Origin of the sequence: Brevibacterium metallidurans (genome assembly GCF_037101285.1) — a bacterium.
GTDB lineage: Bacteria > Actinomycetota > Actinomycetes > Actinomycetales > Brevibacteriaceae > Brevibacterium > Brevibacterium metallidurans.
In genome coordinates this window covers 31,467-45,574 of the sequence record NZ_BAAAAF010000001.1, presented here as the reverse complement: position 1 = coordinate 45,574, position 14,108 = coordinate 31,467, and the positions used below count along the sequence as shown (strand labels likewise).

Below are 14,108 nucleotides of genomic sequence, written 5' to 3'. Positions count from 1 at the left end.
CGGTCAGCGGAGGGTTTCGTCGACTTCTGAGTTATACCCAAGCAGAATCGCTGTCCTGTGCATAACTTTTTCCACCCCTGTGATCAGGGAAAACACACCGTTGTAAGTTTTCCCCCATGTGGATAACAGCTGTGGACAAACCGCAGATGCAGTGAATCGGGTTCGCCTCAGGGTGCCGCCCCGGCCGTGAGCATCTTCGCCACGACGGCCACGGCCATGAGGACGACGAGGCCTCCGGCGACGAGCCAGAAGACGAGCACCGAACGCTTGGCCGACACGAGCAGACCCGCGCAGCCGAGGACGAAGCCCGTGAGCAGTCCGCCGAGGTGGGCCTGCCAGGAGACGCCTTCGACGATGAAGCCGTACCCGAAGTTAAGCGCGACGAAGAGGACGACGCCGACGATGTTGCGGTCGAGGCGACGGGTGGGCACGAGGAGGACGCCGATGACGGCGAACACGGCACCGGAGGCGCCGATGTTGTTCGTCACCCAGTCCCGGCTCCACGGTTCGGCGAGGAGGAGGACCATGACGGAGCCGCCGACGGCGCCGATGACGTAGACGGCGAGGAACCGGAGGCGGCCGAGTGCGCGTTCGACGAACGACCCGAAGAAGAACAGGCCGATCATGTTCGCCAGCAGGTGGATCGGCGAGGGCTGCTCGTGGACGAGGGCGACGGTGAGCAGGCGCCACGGCTGGTCGAGGGTCAGGGCGGGGACGAAGCTGAACCGGTGGAGGAGGTCGAGTCCCGGCAGCAGCTGGAGCAGGAACGCCAGCCCCGTGACGATCATGATCGTGGCCGTCACCGGGGGAACGGACACGGACAGGGCCCGGCCGGTTTCCCGTGCCGGGCCCTGCTCTGGTGTGCTCATGCCACCATCGTACTCATCGGGTGGGGTGGCGCTCAGGCGTCCTTGATCTCGACGGATTCGATGACGACCGGCTCAACGGGCTTGTCCATCGCTCCCGTGCGCACGCCTTCGATCTCGTCGACGACCTTCTGCGAGGCCTCGTCGGCGACCTCGCCGAAGATCGTGTGCTTGCCGTTGAGCCACGGGGTCTCAGCGGTGGTGATGAAGAACTGCGAACCGTTGGTGCCGCGGCCCATCTGCTTGCCGGCGTTGGCCATCGCGAGCAGGTACTTCTTGTCGAACTGGAGTTCGGGGTGGATCTCGTCGTCGAAGACGTAGCCGGGGCCGCCGGTTCCCGTGCCGAGCGGGTCGCCGCCCTGGATCATGAAGTTCGAGATGATGCGGTGGAAGCCGGTGCCGTCGTAGAAGGGACCCTTCGTGGGCTGACCGGTCTGGGGGTCGGTGAACTCGCGCTCACCGGTGGCGAGTTCGACGAAGTTCGCGACCGTCTTCGGAGCGTGGTTGCCGAAGAGGTTGATGGTGATGTCGCCGTGGTTGGTGTGCAGGACCGCTGTGTTCGTTGCAACTGTAGACATGCCCTCATTCTTCCACGGCCGGGTCCGATCCGCCGATCCGTCAAGGCGGGTTTGCACAACCTGCCAGCGTATCCGCAGGCAAATTCCCTCCCCTGAAGTGGCCGTCGCCCCCGCCTCACGTCGTAGACTGGGAAGTGATCAGTTGCCCCCGGACTTAAGAGGATTGGGAATGTTCATGTCGAAGAAGCCAGCTCCGCAGACTCTCGCGTCGAAGCTCGACTCCGCGAAGAAGACCTCGCTGCGATTCCTGGCTGACGCCTCGGATGCCGCCGCTCCCAAACTGCGTGAGGCAGCCGATAAGGCCAACGTCCAGGTCGAAGCCTTCGCCGAGAAGGCCCGCCCTCAGGTCGAGGCTCTCGCGGAGAAGGCCAACCAGCAGGTCCACGACTGGGCGGACAAGATCGAGGCGTACCGTCCCGAGGCCACGGAGAAGGCCGGGAAGGTCGCCGGCACCGCCGCCGCCTCGCTCGCGGCGATGGAGACCCCGCAGCTCATCGACAACCTCGCCGTGCGCCTCACCGGTGACAAGAAGGCGATGAAGAAGGCCCGCAAGGCCCTCGCCGAGGCCGGCAAGCGGATCCAGAAGGACACCGCGCGGAAGTCGAACACGAGCAAGAAGGCTCTCGTGTGGACCCTCGTCATCGGTTCGGCCGCCGGCATCGGCTACTACGTGTGGAAGAAGGCCCAGCCGGTCGAAGATCCCTGGTCGACCCCGCTGCCGAACAACCGTCCCGCCGACGCCCGCCCCGTCGGATCGACCCCGGCCTCGCGCCAGGGCACGTCCCCGACCGTCTCGCAGGCCCCGGTGCCCGAGTCGAAGACGGAGACGACCCCGGCCCCGAAGCCGGCGACCGCTCCGAAGCCCTCGGGCGACAGCGCCAAGCACTGATGCGCCCAGGCGGCTGAGCCGCCGCTTCAGACCGCGAAGGCGGCCCACCGATCGGTGGGCCGCCTTCCGGCATCTCGGGGCAGACAGGTCAATACACTGCTCCCGGGTTGAGGATGTTGTCGGGGTCCAGCGCTGCCTTGATGAGATGGTTGAGCTCCATGACATCGGCGCCGAGGTAGTCGGCCAGCCACGGCTTCTTCAGCCGTCCCACACCGTGCTCCCCGGTGATCGTCCCGCCCAGGGAGGTCGCCAGGTCCATGACCTCGCCGTAGGCGATGTCGGCCCGGGCGCGCTGCTCGGCGTCGGCGGGATCGACGATGAGCAGCGGGTGGGTGTTGCCGTCCCCGGCGTGGGCGATGACGGAGATGAGGACGTCCCGCTTCTCGGCGATCTCCTCGATCCCGATGACAAGGTCGCCGAGGCGGGGCAGCGGCACACCGACGTCCTCAAGCAGGAGGGTGCCCTTCTTCTCGACCGCGGGGATCGCCATCCGTCGGGCGGTGACGAAGGCCTCCCCCTCCTCGGCGTCGTCGGTCGCATAGACCTCGCTCGCCCCGTTCTTCGCACACAGCTCCTCGACGATCGCGATCTGTCCGGCCGCATACTCTCCGGGTTCGTCGGACTGGATGACGAGCATGCCCGCGGCTTCACGGTCAAGTCCCATCCGCAGTTCGTCCTCGACGGCATTGATCGAGGCGCGGTCCATGAACTCGAGCATCGACAGGCGCATCTGCGCGCAGATGTCGAGCACGGTCTGCGTGGCGCCCTCGAGGGTGGGGAAGGTCGCGACGAGCGTCGTCGGCGGCAGCTGGGCGGGAATGAGGCGCAGGGTCACCTCGGTGATGATGCCCAGCGTGCCCTCGCTGCCGACGAAGAGCTTCGTCAGGGACAGTCCGGCGACGTCCTTGACGCGGGGGCCGCCGAGTTCGACGGCGCGACCGTCGGCGAGGACGACCGTCATCCCGAGGACGTAGTCCGTGGTCACCCCGTATTTGACGCAGCACAGCCCGCCGGCGTTCGTCGCGACGTTGCCGCCGATCGAACAGAACTCGTACGAGGACGGGTCCGGCGGGTACCACAGGCCGTGCTCGGCGGCCGCGGCCTTGACCTCGGCGTTGAAGGCGCCCGGCTGGACGACGGCGATCCTGGTGGCCGGGTCGATGTCGATCTCGCGCATCCGATCGAGGCAGACGATGATCCCGCCCTCGACGGCGGAGCTGCCCCCGGACAGGCCGGAGCCGGCGCCGCGGGGGACGACGGGGACCTTCGCCTCGGCGGCCACACGGACGGCCGCTTGGACGTCGGCGGTCGAGCTCGCGCGCACGATCGCGGCGGGCATCCCCGCTCCCGGATCGTTCGCCCGGTCCCAGCGGTAAGCGTCCATCGAATCCGGGTCGGTGACGAGCGCGTCTGCGGGCAGGACTTCGGACAGGGCGGTGACGACGTCGACGGACATCTCTCTCCTTGCGGTCAGCGGCACAGTGGCTCCCACTCTACGTGAGCCGGCTCACACTGACGAGCCTCCGTCACATCCTCTCGGGCACGCGGATGCCGAGCACGCTCAGCCCGGCCTCGAGGACCGTGAGCACGGTGGCGCTCAGCCGCAGCCGGGAGGCCCGCAGCTCAGGGGTCTCGGCGACGAGGACGGGGCACTGCTCGTAGAACGTCGTGAACGCCTGCGCGAGGTCGAAGAGGTACCCGGCCATCCGGTGGGGCTGGGAGCCGGCGGCCACCTCGGCGAGCACATCGGGGAACCCGAGGATCGTCAGCGCGAGCTCCCGTTCGGCAGGTTCGCCGAGCACGATGGGGGCGTCGGCGAAGGCGATGTCCTCGGCCGCTGCCTTCCGGAGGATCGAGCGGATCCGGGCACCGGCGTACTGGAGGTAGGGCGCGGTGTTGCCGATGGGGGCGAGCATCCGGTCGAGGTCGAAGGTGTACGAGGTGTCGTGGGCGACGGAGAGGTCGGCGTACTTGACCGCGCCGATCCCGACGATGCGGGCGACCTCATCGGCCTCCTCGGGCGTGAACTCGGCGTTCGACTCCTCGAGGGCGGCCTTGGCCCGGGTGACCGCCTCGGCGAGGAGTTCGGCCAGGCGCAGCGGCTTGCCCGAGCGGGTGCGCAGGATCTTGCCGTCGGAGCCGAGCACGTTGCCGATCTTCACGTGTTCGAGGACCATGTCCTCGGGGATCCAGCCGGCGGCCCGGGCGGTCGCGAAGACCATCTCGAAGTGAAGGGCCTGCGGGCTGCCGACGACGTAGAGGACGCGGTCGACGCCCAGCACCTGGGCACGGCGGCGCACGGCGGCGAGGTCGGTCGTCGCATAGCCGTAGCCGCCGTCGGACTTGCGGACGATGAGCGGCAGCGGCTGACCGTCACGGCCGGTGAAGCCCTCGGGGAAGACGCACAGCGCGCCGTCGCTCATCCGGGCCAGGCCTTTGGCTTCGAGTTCGTCGCACACCGCTTCGAGGTCGTCGTTGTACGTGCTCTCCCCGGCGAGGTCGGCATCGGTCAGGGTGACGTCGAGGAGGGAGTAGATGCGGTTGAAGTAGGTCCGCGAGTAACCGACGAGGGTCTCCCAGAGCTCGAGCGTCTGGGCGTCCCCGCCCTGGAGGGCGACGACCCGGTTGCGGGCGCGGGTCGCGAAGTCCTCATCCGCGTCGAACTTCACGCGTGCCGCCTGGTAGAAGGCGTTGGGGTCTTCGGAGATCGTCTGCGCGGTCTCCGAGTCGATGCCGACGTCGAGCAGCTGCTCGATGAGCATGCCGAAGGGCGTGCCCCAGTCACCGATGTGGTTCTGGCGGATGACGGTGTTGCCGAGGTATTCGTGGGTGCGGGCGAGCGCATCGCCGACGACGGTCGTGCGCAGGTGGCCGACGTGCATCTCCTTCGCGACGTTCGGCGCCGAGTAGTCGATGACGATCCGCTGCGGGTCCGCAGGCTCCTCGACAGCGGTGGCGTCCTCGGTCTCGAGGGTGCGGGCGAGGAACTCGGGGGTGAACGTGAGGTTGATGAAGCCGGGGCCGGAGATCTCCGGGGACTCGACGACTCCCTCGAGGTCGAGGTGCTCGACGATACGGGCGGCGATGTCGCGGGGCTTCGAGCCCAGCTCCTTGGCCAGGGGGAGGGCGACGTTGGCCTGGAAGTCGGCGAACTGCGAGCTTCTGATGACGGGATCGCGGTCCGCGTAGTCGTCTCCGAAGGCGGCGGTCAGGGCGGCTGCGAACCGGTCGGTGAGAAGAGTCGTGAGCGTCGGCATGTCCCCATTCTATTCGGGGCCGGGACGCGCGTTTCCGCTGGCCCGACGACCGGACCGGTGCCGGGCATCGGCTGTAATGTGGATCACGTGACTTATCTCCGGTACCCCCACGTCCAGGGCGAGACGATCGCCTTCACCGCCGACGACGACGTCTGGCTCTCCCCGGTGGAGGGCGGGCGCGCGTGGCGTCTGACCGCCGATCATGCTCCGGTCCGCTCCCCGCGCATCTCCCCCGACGGTCGGTTCGTCGCGTATGTGTCCTTCAAGGACGGTCATCCCGAGCTCATGCTCGCCGAGGCGGCCACCGGGTCCCGACGTCGGCTCACGTGGCTCGGGGCGAGTGCGACGACGATGCTCGGCTGGGCCGACGAGAGCCACATCCTCATCGGTTCGAACGCCGGCGAGGCCGAGGTCCGCGACCACGTCGTCAAGCGGGTGAGCATCGACGGTGAGGTCGAACGCCTGAGCTGGGGTCGCGCCTCCGGGTTTGCCCGCCATCATTCGGGGGTCACGGCGCTCTCGACGCCGTTCTCCCGTCCGCCCGCACATTGGAAGCGCTACCGGGGTGGGACCGCGCCGAGGCTGTGGCTCGACCGCGCCGGCGACGAGTCCGGGGCCGGCGCGCAGTGGGAGCGGCTGCTGCGGGATGACGAGGCCTCGCTGACGGATCCGCTGTGGATCGGCGACTCCCTCGTCTTCACCTCGGATCGGGCCGCGACCTTCCCCGACCATGCCGATGAGCAGGCGAACCTGTGGATCATCGACGGGCTCGCCGCGCGTTCGTCCACGTCGCCGCAGCCCCGGCAGCTCACCCACCAGAGCGAGGCCGAGGGCTACGTCCGGGACGCGACGAGCGACGGGACGCGGATCGTGTGGCACTCCCGCGGGGAGATCAAGGTCCTCGACAGCCTCGACGGTGAGGTCCGCACCCTCGACGTCGTCCTTCCCGGCACCCAGGTGCAGCCGGTCAGCCTCGATCCCGAGACCCGCCTCGGCGACATCGCCCCGGACTTCGGCGGCAACGCCTCGGTCGTCGAATGGCGGGGCAAGGCGTTCCACCTCGCCCACCGCGAAGGTCCGGCCAGGGCGCTGGCAGCGGACTCCTCGGTGCGGGTGCGGCTGCCCGTCGTGCTCGGGCGCACGGGACTGGCCGCCTACGTCACCGATGCCGAGGGCGAGGATGCGATCGAGGTCCGCGGCATCGAGGGCGGACAGCCGCCTCGGCGGATCGGGGCGGGGGCGCTGGGACGGGTGCTCGCGATGACGGCCGACCCGGCCGGGAAGGTGATCGCGACGATCTCCCACGACGGGACCGTGCGCCTCATCGAGGTCTCCGGCGGCAAGAGCCGGGTCGTCGGGCATTCGGGGTTCGGGGAGGCGCACAGTCCGCGGTTCTCCCCCGACGGACGGTATCTCGTGTGGTCGGAGCCGACGCAGGGCGAGGAGCAGCTGGCCCGCCTCATGATCGCCGAGGTGAAGTCCGATGATCCGGGTGCGGCGCTGACGACGGGAAAGTTCAACGACTTCTCGCCGGCGTTCACCAGGGACGGGAAGTACGTCGTCTTCCTCTCCGACCGCACCTTCGATCCCGCGTACAACCAGCATTCGTTCGACCTCTCCTTCAACGGGGTGACGAGGCCGTGGCTGCTGCCGCTCTCGGCCGTCGATCCCGCGCCCTTCGGTCCGAGCACCGCCGGCTGGGCGATCAGCGAGCTCACCGATGAGGCCAAGGACTCCGCGGCGAAGGACTCCCGATCCAAGGACAAGGAGGCGGTGACCACGGTCGACGTCGACCTCGAGGGCGCCGAGGAGCGGATCGTGCCGTTCCCCGTCTCCTCGGCGGTGTTCCGGGATCTCGAATCCGCCGACGGCGGTGTGCTGTGGATGCGCACGGGCGATGCCGAGGACGGGGAGATCGGGGACAAGCACTCCGGGGACACCGGGGACAAACCCGCCGAGGTCGTCCAGTTCTTCGACTTCGCCAAGCGCAAGCTCGTCACCGTCGTCGAGAAGGCCGAGGGCTACGCGGTCTCCGGCAACGGCAAGCTCATCGTCGTCCGCGACGGGCAGGACGTCTCGGTGCGGCCGGCGAACCGCAAGGTCGAGGCCGATGACGATGAGCTCGTCACGGTCGACCTGACCCGCCTGCGCTTCGAACTCGATCAGCGGGCCGAATGGCTGCAGATGTTCGAGGAGAACGCCCGCCTCATGCGCGACCACTACTGGCGCGCCGATATGAACGGCGTCGACTGGCAGGGGGTGACCCTGCGGTGGCGGGCCGTGGCGGCGAAGGCGCTCACCCACGACGACCTCGTCGACATCCTCTGGGAGACCGGGGGCGAGCTCAACACCTCGCATGCCTACGTCACCCCGCCGAAGCCGCTCGGCGATGAGTCGAAGAGGCTCGGCTTCCTCGGCGCGGATCTCGCCCGGACGGAGGCGGGCTGGGAGATCGTGCGCATCCTCCCCGGGGAGACGAGCGAACCGGCGGCCAGATCGCCGCTGCGCCAGGCCGGGGTCGGCGCGCAGGCAGGGGATGTCATCGTCGCGGTCAACGGGCAGCCGGTCGAGGCCGATCACGGTCCGGCGCCGCTGCTGATCGGGGCGGCGGACACGATCGTCGAACTCACCCTGCGGCGCGGACGCAAGGAGCGCACGGTGGCCGTGGTGCCGGTCAAGTCCGAGGAGAAGCTGCGCTATCAGGACTGGGTGCGCTCACGCCGGGAGTACGTCGCGGAGAAGTCGGGCGGTCGGGTCGGCTACGTCCACATCCCCGACATGATGGCCGGCGGGTGGGCGCAGCTGCACCGCGACATCCGGCAGGCGATGGCCGCCGAGGGCGTCATCGCCGATGTCCGGTTCAACCGCGGCGGGCACACGAGTGCGCTCGTCGCCGAGCGATTCGCCGACCGGGTCATCGCGTGGAACTCAGCCCGCAGCTACGACGAGATGGTCGCCGACCCGGAGAACACCCGGCGGGGTCCCGTCGTCTTCCTCGCCAACGAGTTCTCCGGCTCCGACGGCGACATCATCAACGCGCGCGTGCAGGCGAAGGGCATCGGCCCGGTCATCGGTGTGCGCACGTGGGGCGGGGTCGTCGGCATCGACGGCCGGTACGACCTCGTCGACGGGACCGGGGTGACGCAGCCCCGGTATGCGTTCTGGCTCGAGGGCAAGGAGTGGGGTGTGGAGAACTACGGCGTCGAGCCCGACATCGAGGTCGAGCACGATCCGTCCCAGCTCTTCGCCGCCGACGATCCGCAGCTCGATCGGGGCATCGCCGAGGTGCTCGCCGCCCTCGAGGACACCCCCGCGGTCACCGCTCCCGACCTCCCCGAACCGCGCGTGCGGACCCGCCGGAAGGGCGGGGCCAGGCAGTAGCCGACGCGGGTCGGCGGGCTCGCGGAAACTGCAAGCACAGGGGGTAGTGGGCACCGCGACAGGAGAGTCCTGTGGTTTCAACCGAGCATGCGGCGCTTTTCTGCTCTGTAAGCGAACACATAGTCGATGGCGAGGATGCCCGCCCCGCCGACGAAAGTGAAGACCGGCAGAACCGCACCCAGAGGGCCGTTCCATCCCAGCGCCCAGGCTCCAAGAGCAATGGGGACGAACAGAAGCGCTCGAATGCTGAATTTCCTGAAGTACCTGTTCCTCAGTTCTGACACGTCGTGAGTTGCAGTTTCAGAGTCAGTCATACGCACTTGATCTCCCTGATCGCTTCGCCACCGACTGTGCCGGTGATACGCAACGACCGATTCGACGAGCAGATGCCTTTGTCCCCGATGAAGTTGGCCACGGATACTCCGAATGCACCAGCGAGGAACTTTGCGACCTTCCCTGCTGGGATCAGCGCCAGAAAACCCGCAATTGCGGCCTTTCCCACGTCTTTGACTGCCTTCTGATCTTTCTGGTTGAGATAAATCACCGGTTCGCCGTTCTTCTTTATCTTTCCGCTGAGTTGCGTACCGAATCCTTCGCTCTGAGATTGATCCGGCCTCGGCACCGCCAAGCTAATGCCATCATCTGATTTGAAAGTGGTAATGACCTGACCATCGACTTCCTTGTCCTCCGCGTAGAGATCGGAAGCCTTCAGAACTGTGTACACCTCTCCGAGTGTGACGCTGACGTCAACTGACTTCGACGCATCGACAGAGCCCGGTGAAGTACTCGCGACGGCCGTTCCTCCGCTGAACATCAGGGTCGCAACTGTGGCCGCTGAAATCGCTGTCATGCGGATCTTTGATGTTCTCAATTATCCTCCTTGACGACATGAGAACTTGTCTCTGGAGACGCTACCAGCCAGTATGGTGCGACGCTGTGATGTTAAGAAACTGATGCATTCTCGATGCACCTTTGGGTCACCGTGATTTCGCCTTGCGGCCGGGCGCAGACGTTTCGGGAAGCTCGCCACCAGCGGTCAGAACGTTGCGGTTCTGATACTCACGATTCGAAATAGTTTTGATTTGAGTGTCATGGTCTGAACACCAGGCGATCGCGTTGATCAGCGCACCACCCGAACACTGACTTCAGCTGTGATACCAACTGTCGGGCGAAGCCGGTCAGGACCATCCGAGGAGGGAGTTTCGGACCCGCAGTGACGATTTCGCACCCACGAATCGTCACTGCGGGTCCGAAACTCCGTCGACCTGGCGCCGTTCAGCGCTGGTCGACCGGGGCGAGCGCCCAGAGGCCGAAGGCGAGGAGCACGAAGCCGGGGATGACCCCGGCGAGGACCGGGGTGAACGCGGGTGCGGAGACGAAGTAGGCGACGAAGCCGGCGACGCCCAGCAGCGTGACGACGATGGCGAGCACGTGGAATCGGCGGAGTTTGAACACGTACCCGAGTGCGAAGAAGTGCGTGCCGACGACGACGGAGACCCATGCGACGCCGAGCTCCGGGTACCCGAGACCCGAGAGCAGCTTCGCTCCGCCGAAGAGGGCGAGCGCTTCGACGGCGACGATGATCCAGTAGCTGCGGGAGAACGGGTTGGCGCCCGCGGGCCTGGGGCGTCCCCGGCGGCGGCCGAGGCTGCGGAACGCGAGGAACAGGATCCCCGCGAATGCCGCGACCCCGAGGACGAGGACTGCGATCCGCCCGAACGTCGAGAAGCCTGCGCTGTTGACGATGAGGAACACGAGTCCGAAGGCACCGCCGATGAGCGAGCCGATCTCTGCGCCGTCGGCGGGCTGCGGCGGGACCTCTGACCCTGCGGTGGCGGGCACGGTCCCTGCGGTGGCAGGCACGGTCGGGGCCGCCTCGGTGACCTGCGGGTGGTGCGGGGGTTCAGGGGGCTGAGGTCGTGGGGGCTGTGGGGATTGGGTCATGGTCGGCTCCTGGGGGAACGGCTGTCAGCGGGGAATCGGTAGAGGAGGTAGAGGTATCCGTCGTCGGTGGCGAGCACCGATGCGAGGTCGAGGGGGATCGGCGGATCGCAAGCGGGGCCGTGGACGATGCGGGTGCCCGCCCCGCCGACGATCTCGGGGGAACGGGTGAGGCAGAGTTCGTCGACGCCGCCGGCGCGGATGAGCTCGGCGAAGACGCTGGGACCTCCTTCGCAGACGATCCGGTGGAAGCCGCGGGCCCAGAGGTCGAGGAGAGCCGTAGAGAGGTCGACGGATTCGACTCCGGCGACGATCACCTCGGCGACCTCAGCGGCCTTCGCGCGCGCCTCGGCGGGAGAGGATTCCGAGGTGATGAGGATCGTTCGCGCCCACTCGGGGGCGTCGGTGAACAGCGGCGAGGTGAAGTCGAGGGCGAGGCTGTCGCTGATGACGGCGATGGGCGCGGTCGGACTGCGGCCGGTTCTCAGCGCGCGCCACCGGGGGTCGTCCTCGGCGGGACCGTACTCCTCGGTGCGCGCCGTGCCCGCCCCGACGACGATGACGTCGGCAAGCGCCCGGTTGAGCGCGAAGACGGCGCGGTCGGTGTCGTTGCCGAGCCCGCCGGCCCGCCCGGAGACGGTCGCGGCCCCGTCGACGGAGGAGACGAAGATCGCGCGGACCCAGAACTCGGCCTCGGCGGGGAATGCGAACGCCTCGGGCAGGCTCAGCCGATCCGGATCCCCCGGGAGGATCCGCGCCACGGTCGGGGTCGTGCCCATGTCGGTCTCGCCGTCGGCCCGCTCAGCTCTGGTTCTGCGTGCCCAGCACCGAGGCAGGGTCGTCGAGGAAGTCCTGGGTGGGGACGAAGAAGAGGCCGCCGGTCACCGCCGTCGAGAAGTCGAGGATCCGGTCGTGAGTGGCATCGCCGTGACCGAGGAACATGTGCTCGAGCATCGTCTCCGTAACTCCGGGATCGGCGGCGTAGCCGATGAAGTACGTGCCGAAGTCACCGGATTCGACGGAGCCGAAGACCATGTTGTCGCGCACGATCTTCTGTTCCTTCCCGTCAGGGCCGGTGATCGTGTTGAGGATGACGTGCGAGTCCGGTGCCTTGTCCGCATCGGGGATCTCGATGTCGGAGAGTTTGTGGCGGCCGATCGCGGCCTGCTGCTCTTCGACGGTGATCGAGTTCCACTTCGGAAGGTCGTGGAGGTACTTCTGGACGACGACGTAGCTGCTGCCGGCGAAATCGGGATCCTCGTCGCCGACGAAGACGGAGTCGACGGCGAGCTGGTCCTCGGGGTTCGCGGTGCCGTCGACGAAGCCGAGGATGTCGCGCTGGTCGAAGTAGCGGAAGGCGTGGACCTCGTCGACGACGTCGACCGATTCGGAGATCTGGTTGATGAGCTGCCGGGCGAGTTCGAAGCTCATATCGGTGCGCTGCGAGCGGATGTGGAAGAGGAGGTCGCCGGGGGTCGAGGGGGCGACGTTCGTTCCGCCCTTGAGTTCCTTGAACGGGTGGAGCTTTGCCGGGCGCTTGCCGGGGAAGAGGCGGTCCCAGAGGTCGGCGCCGATGCCGGTGACGCAGGAGAGGCCCGCGGCCTTCGCGCGGAAGCCGACGGCGCGGATGACTCCGCCGATCCCGCCGAGGAAGTCGCGGATGGAGTCCTCGGCTCCGGGCCTGACGGTGACGACGACGAAGACGGCGGAGGGTGCCGGGGGTTCGAGGACGTGCTGGGGGCTGACTGCGCTCGGGGGTGATGCGTACTGGAAGGTCACTGATCCGTCTCCTTTTCCGCGGCTCATGGTGGGGTGTGAGCCGGACGACAATCGTCCTTGGTCGGTCAGTATACGCGGCGAGGACTGCTTCCACATGGACAGCGACCGAAGATATCCGCGCGCACTCGATCGGCGCACCGAGGACGGCATCGTCGCAGGTGGCGAGTGCGCTCCGGTTCCCGGGCCAGTGGCGGAAGGCTCCCAGGACCGGTGGCTAGACTGACCGGCACCGACGACGGACCCGCATCGACCACGCCGAACTTTCCAGACGGACAGGATTCGGCGACCGAAGCGGAACCGGCGGTCGCCGCGGACTCAGAGGACGACGAGCCCCGGCAGGCGGCGAGAGGAAGGATCGCTATGGCCCAGAACAGCGCGATCCGCGTCAAGCGGATCTATGAGGATCCGAGTGCCGACGACGGCGCGCGCATCCTCGTCGATCGGCTGTGGCCGCGCGGGGTGAGCAAGGAACGCGCCGACCTCACCGAGTGGCTCAAGGACGTCGCCCCGTCGACGGACCTGCGGACGTGGTACGGACATGATCCGGCGAAGTTCGATGAGTTCTCCCGCCGCTACCGTGCCGAGCTCGGCGACGACCAGCACGCTGAGGCGTTCGCGACCCTGCGCGACTACGCTTCGGCGGGCACGCTCACCCTGCTCACCGCGTCGAAGGCCGTCGAGATCAGCGAGGCCGCGGTGCTCGAGGCGGTCCTCACCGGAGATCCGATCAGCTGAGCCGTGTCAGCCTCGAGGTCTAAGATCTCGGCATGGACCTCGAATGGGAGCAGATCGTCGTCGATGCCTCCGATCCGCATGCGCTCGGCCGCTGGTGGGCCGAGGCACTCGGCTGGGTCGTCGTCGACGAGAACGACGACGAGATCGAGATCAGGGAGAATCCCGACCGCCTGCCGGGCCTCCTGTTCGGTCGGGATCCCGGTGGGAAGGTGGTGAAGAACCGCCTGCACCCTGATTTCCGGCCCAGGGATCAGGCCGCCGAGGTGGCCCGCCTCCTCGACCTCGGAGCGCGCCAAGTCGATGTCGGACAGACCGGGGACGAACCGTGGGTCGTCCTCGCCGATCCCGAAGGCAATGAGTTCTGCATCCTCTCCTCACGGAGGTGACGGAGCCCAGACGCGTACGGGGGCGCCTCAGAATACGACGCCCCAGACGATGAGCGCGATGACGACGACGAGGCTCACGAGCGTCCACACGTTGCCGAAGTTGATCGTCCACCCCACGCCGAACCGCTTCGGAACGAGGAATCCGGGATCGCGCGGACAGAAGTAGAAAAGGCCGTACTTCCAGTTCGCATCGTCCTCGCGGAGCTCACGCTTCTCTTCGGCACTGAGCTGACTCATCTACGATCGTCCTCCTGACTGTCGAATTCGAAAGGGCAATCGTCGCTCGCACCGAGCAC

At 67.6% G+C, this 14,108-nt stretch carries 14 protein-coding genes; 4 read left to right on the top strand and 10 right to left on the bottom strand.

The features are described from left to right. Nucleotides 1–167 precede the first annotated feature (167 nt). Nucleotides 168–869, bottom strand: a complete 702-nt coding sequence (locus AACX88_RS00195) for a rhomboid family intramembrane serine protease (protein WP_339391099.1) — start codon at nucleotides 867–869, stop codon at nucleotides 168–170. Nucleotides 870–901: 32 nt separating this feature from the next. Further along, the gene (locus AACX88_RS00190; protein ID WP_339391098.1) at nucleotides 902–1,444 is read right to left on the bottom strand and encodes a peptidylprolyl isomerase; all 543 of its coding nucleotides are present in this window, start codon (nucleotides 1,442–1,444) and stop codon (nucleotides 902–904) included. 175 nt (nucleotides 1,445–1,619) lie between these two features. Here AACX88_RS00190 and AACX88_RS00185 point away from each other — a divergent pair, with 175 nt between their 5' ends. Next, nucleotides 1,620–2,333, top strand: coding sequence for a hypothetical protein (locus AACX88_RS00185; RefSeq protein WP_339391097.1), 714 nt, complete (start codon nucleotides 1,620–1,622; stop codon nucleotides 2,331–2,333). Between the two features lie 88 nt (nucleotides 2,334–2,421). On the opposite strand, the gene AACX88_RS00180 is transcribed toward AACX88_RS00185, so the two are convergent. Both AACX88_RS00180 and argS read right to left on the bottom strand, forming a co-directional pair. Next, the gene (locus tag AACX88_RS00180; protein WP_339391096.1) at nucleotides 2,422–3,789 is read right to left on the bottom strand and encodes an FAD-binding oxidoreductase; all 1,368 of its coding nucleotides are present in this window, start codon (nucleotides 3,787–3,789) and stop codon (nucleotides 2,422–2,424) included. 70 nt (nucleotides 3,790–3,859) lie between these two features. Beyond that, entirely contained in the window at nucleotides 3,860–5,590 is a 1,731-nt protein-coding gene (gene argS, locus AACX88_RS00175; RefSeq protein ID WP_339391095.1) for an arginine--tRNA ligase, read from the bottom strand. A gap of 87 nt (nucleotides 5,591–5,677) precedes the next feature. On the opposite strand from argS, the gene AACX88_RS00170 reads away from it, so the two are divergent. Further along, the gene (locus tag AACX88_RS00170) at nucleotides 5,678–8,971 is read left to right on the top strand and encodes a S41 family peptidase (protein ID WP_339391094.1); all 3,294 of its coding nucleotides are present in this window, start codon (nucleotides 5,678–5,680) and stop codon (nucleotides 8,969–8,971) included. Between the two features lie 77 nt (nucleotides 8,972–9,048). Here AACX88_RS00170 and AACX88_RS00165 read toward each other — a convergent pair whose 3' ends face one another. The 5 genes from AACX88_RS00165 to AACX88_RS00145 all read right to left on the bottom strand — a co-directional run bounded on the left by AACX88_RS00165 (nucleotide 9,049) and on the right by AACX88_RS00145 (nucleotide 12,691). After that, entirely contained in the window at nucleotides 9,049–9,285 is a 237-nt protein-coding gene (locus tag AACX88_RS00165; RefSeq protein WP_339391093.1) for a hypothetical protein, read from the bottom strand. Beyond that, entirely contained in the window at nucleotides 9,282–9,842 is a 561-nt protein-coding gene (locus AACX88_RS00160) for a hypothetical protein (RefSeq protein ID WP_339391092.1), read from the bottom strand. Before AACX88_RS00160 ends, AACX88_RS00165 begins: the two co-directional genes overlap by 4 nt. A gap of 404 nt (nucleotides 9,843–10,246) precedes the next feature. Continuing rightward, nucleotides 10,247–10,915 carry a hypothetical protein gene (locus AACX88_RS00155; RefSeq protein ID WP_339391091.1) on the bottom strand — a complete coding sequence of 223 codons (669 nt, stop codon included), beginning with the start codon at nucleotides 10,913–10,915 and terminating at the stop codon, nucleotides 10,247–10,249. After that, the gene (locus AACX88_RS00150) at nucleotides 10,912–11,691 is read right to left on the bottom strand and encodes a pyrimidine reductase family protein (protein WP_339391090.1); all 780 of its coding nucleotides are present in this window, start codon (nucleotides 11,689–11,691) and stop codon (nucleotides 10,912–10,914) included. The genes AACX88_RS00155 and AACX88_RS00150 overlap by 4 nt, the downstream gene beginning before the upstream one ends. 22 nt (nucleotides 11,692–11,713) lie before the next feature. Further along, a complete protein-coding gene (locus AACX88_RS00145) occupies nucleotides 11,714–12,691 on the bottom strand; it encodes a Dyp-type peroxidase (protein WP_339391089.1) in 978 nt (325 codons plus the stop codon). Nucleotides 12,692–13,051: 360 nt separating this feature from the next. Here AACX88_RS00145 and AACX88_RS00140 point away from each other — a divergent pair, with 360 nt between their 5' ends. Then, nucleotides 13,052–13,426 carry a DUF488 domain-containing protein gene (locus AACX88_RS00140; RefSeq protein ID WP_339391088.1) on the top strand — a complete coding sequence of 125 codons (375 nt, stop codon included), beginning with the start codon at nucleotides 13,052–13,054 and terminating at the stop codon, nucleotides 13,424–13,426. A 32-nt stretch (nucleotides 13,427–13,458) separates the two neighbouring features. Next, nucleotides 13,459–13,812: a VOC family protein gene (locus AACX88_RS00135; RefSeq protein WP_339391087.1), complete on the top strand. Its 354-nt coding sequence runs from the start codon at nucleotides 13,459–13,461 to the stop codon at nucleotides 13,810–13,812. 27 nt (nucleotides 13,813–13,839) lie between these two features. Here AACX88_RS00135 and AACX88_RS00130 read toward each other — a convergent pair whose 3' ends face one another. Continuing rightward, nucleotides 13,840–14,049: a DUF5808 domain-containing protein gene (locus tag AACX88_RS00130; protein ID WP_339391086.1), complete on the bottom strand. Its 210-nt coding sequence runs from the start codon at nucleotides 14,047–14,049 to the stop codon at nucleotides 13,840–13,842. Nucleotides 14,050–14,108 lie beyond the last annotated feature (59 nt).

What these genes read in the sequence shown, in the direction of transcription:
- AACX88_RS00180 (WP_339391096.1), bottom strand. Translation starts at nt 3,789, where the DNA reads ATGTCCGTCGACGTCGTCACCGCCCTGTCCGAAGTCCTGCCCGCAGAC.
- AACX88_RS00150 (WP_339391090.1), bottom strand. Translation starts at nt 11,691, where the DNA reads ATGGGCACGACCCCGACCGTGGCGCGGATCCTCCCGGGGGATCCGGAT.
- AACX88_RS00155 (WP_339391091.1), bottom strand. Translation starts at nt 10,915, where the DNA reads ATGACCCAATCCCCACAGCCCCCACGACCTCAGCCCCCTGAACCCCCG.
- AACX88_RS00140 (WP_339391088.1), top strand. Translation starts at nt 13,052, where the DNA reads ATGGCCCAGAACAGCGCGATCCGCGTCAAGCGGATCTATGAGGATCCG.
- AACX88_RS00190 (WP_339391098.1), bottom strand. Translation starts at nt 1,444, where the DNA reads ATGTCTACAGTTGCAACGAACACAGCGGTCCTGCACACCAACCACGGC.
- AACX88_RS00185 (WP_339391097.1), top strand. Translation starts at nt 1,620, where the DNA reads ATGTCGAAGAAGCCAGCTCCGCAGACTCTCGCGTCGAAGCTCGACTCC.
- AACX88_RS00165 (WP_339391093.1), bottom strand. Translation starts at nt 9,285, where the DNA reads ATGACTGACTCTGAAACTGCAACTCACGACGTGTCAGAACTGAGGAAC.
- argS (WP_339391095.1), bottom strand. Translation starts at nt 5,590, where the DNA reads ATGCCGACGCTCACGACTCTTCTCACCGACCGGTTCGCAGCCGCCCTG.
- AACX88_RS00135 (WP_339391087.1), top strand. Translation starts at nt 13,459, where the DNA reads ATGGACCTCGAATGGGAGCAGATCGTCGTCGATGCCTCCGATCCGCAT.
- AACX88_RS00130 (WP_339391086.1), bottom strand. Translation starts at nt 14,049, where the DNA reads ATGAGTCAGCTCAGTGCCGAAGAGAAGCGTGAGCTCCGCGAGGACGAT.
- AACX88_RS00195 (WP_339391099.1), bottom strand. Translation starts at nt 869, where the DNA reads ATGAGCACACCAGAGCAGGGCCCGGCACGGGAAACCGGCCGGGCCCTG.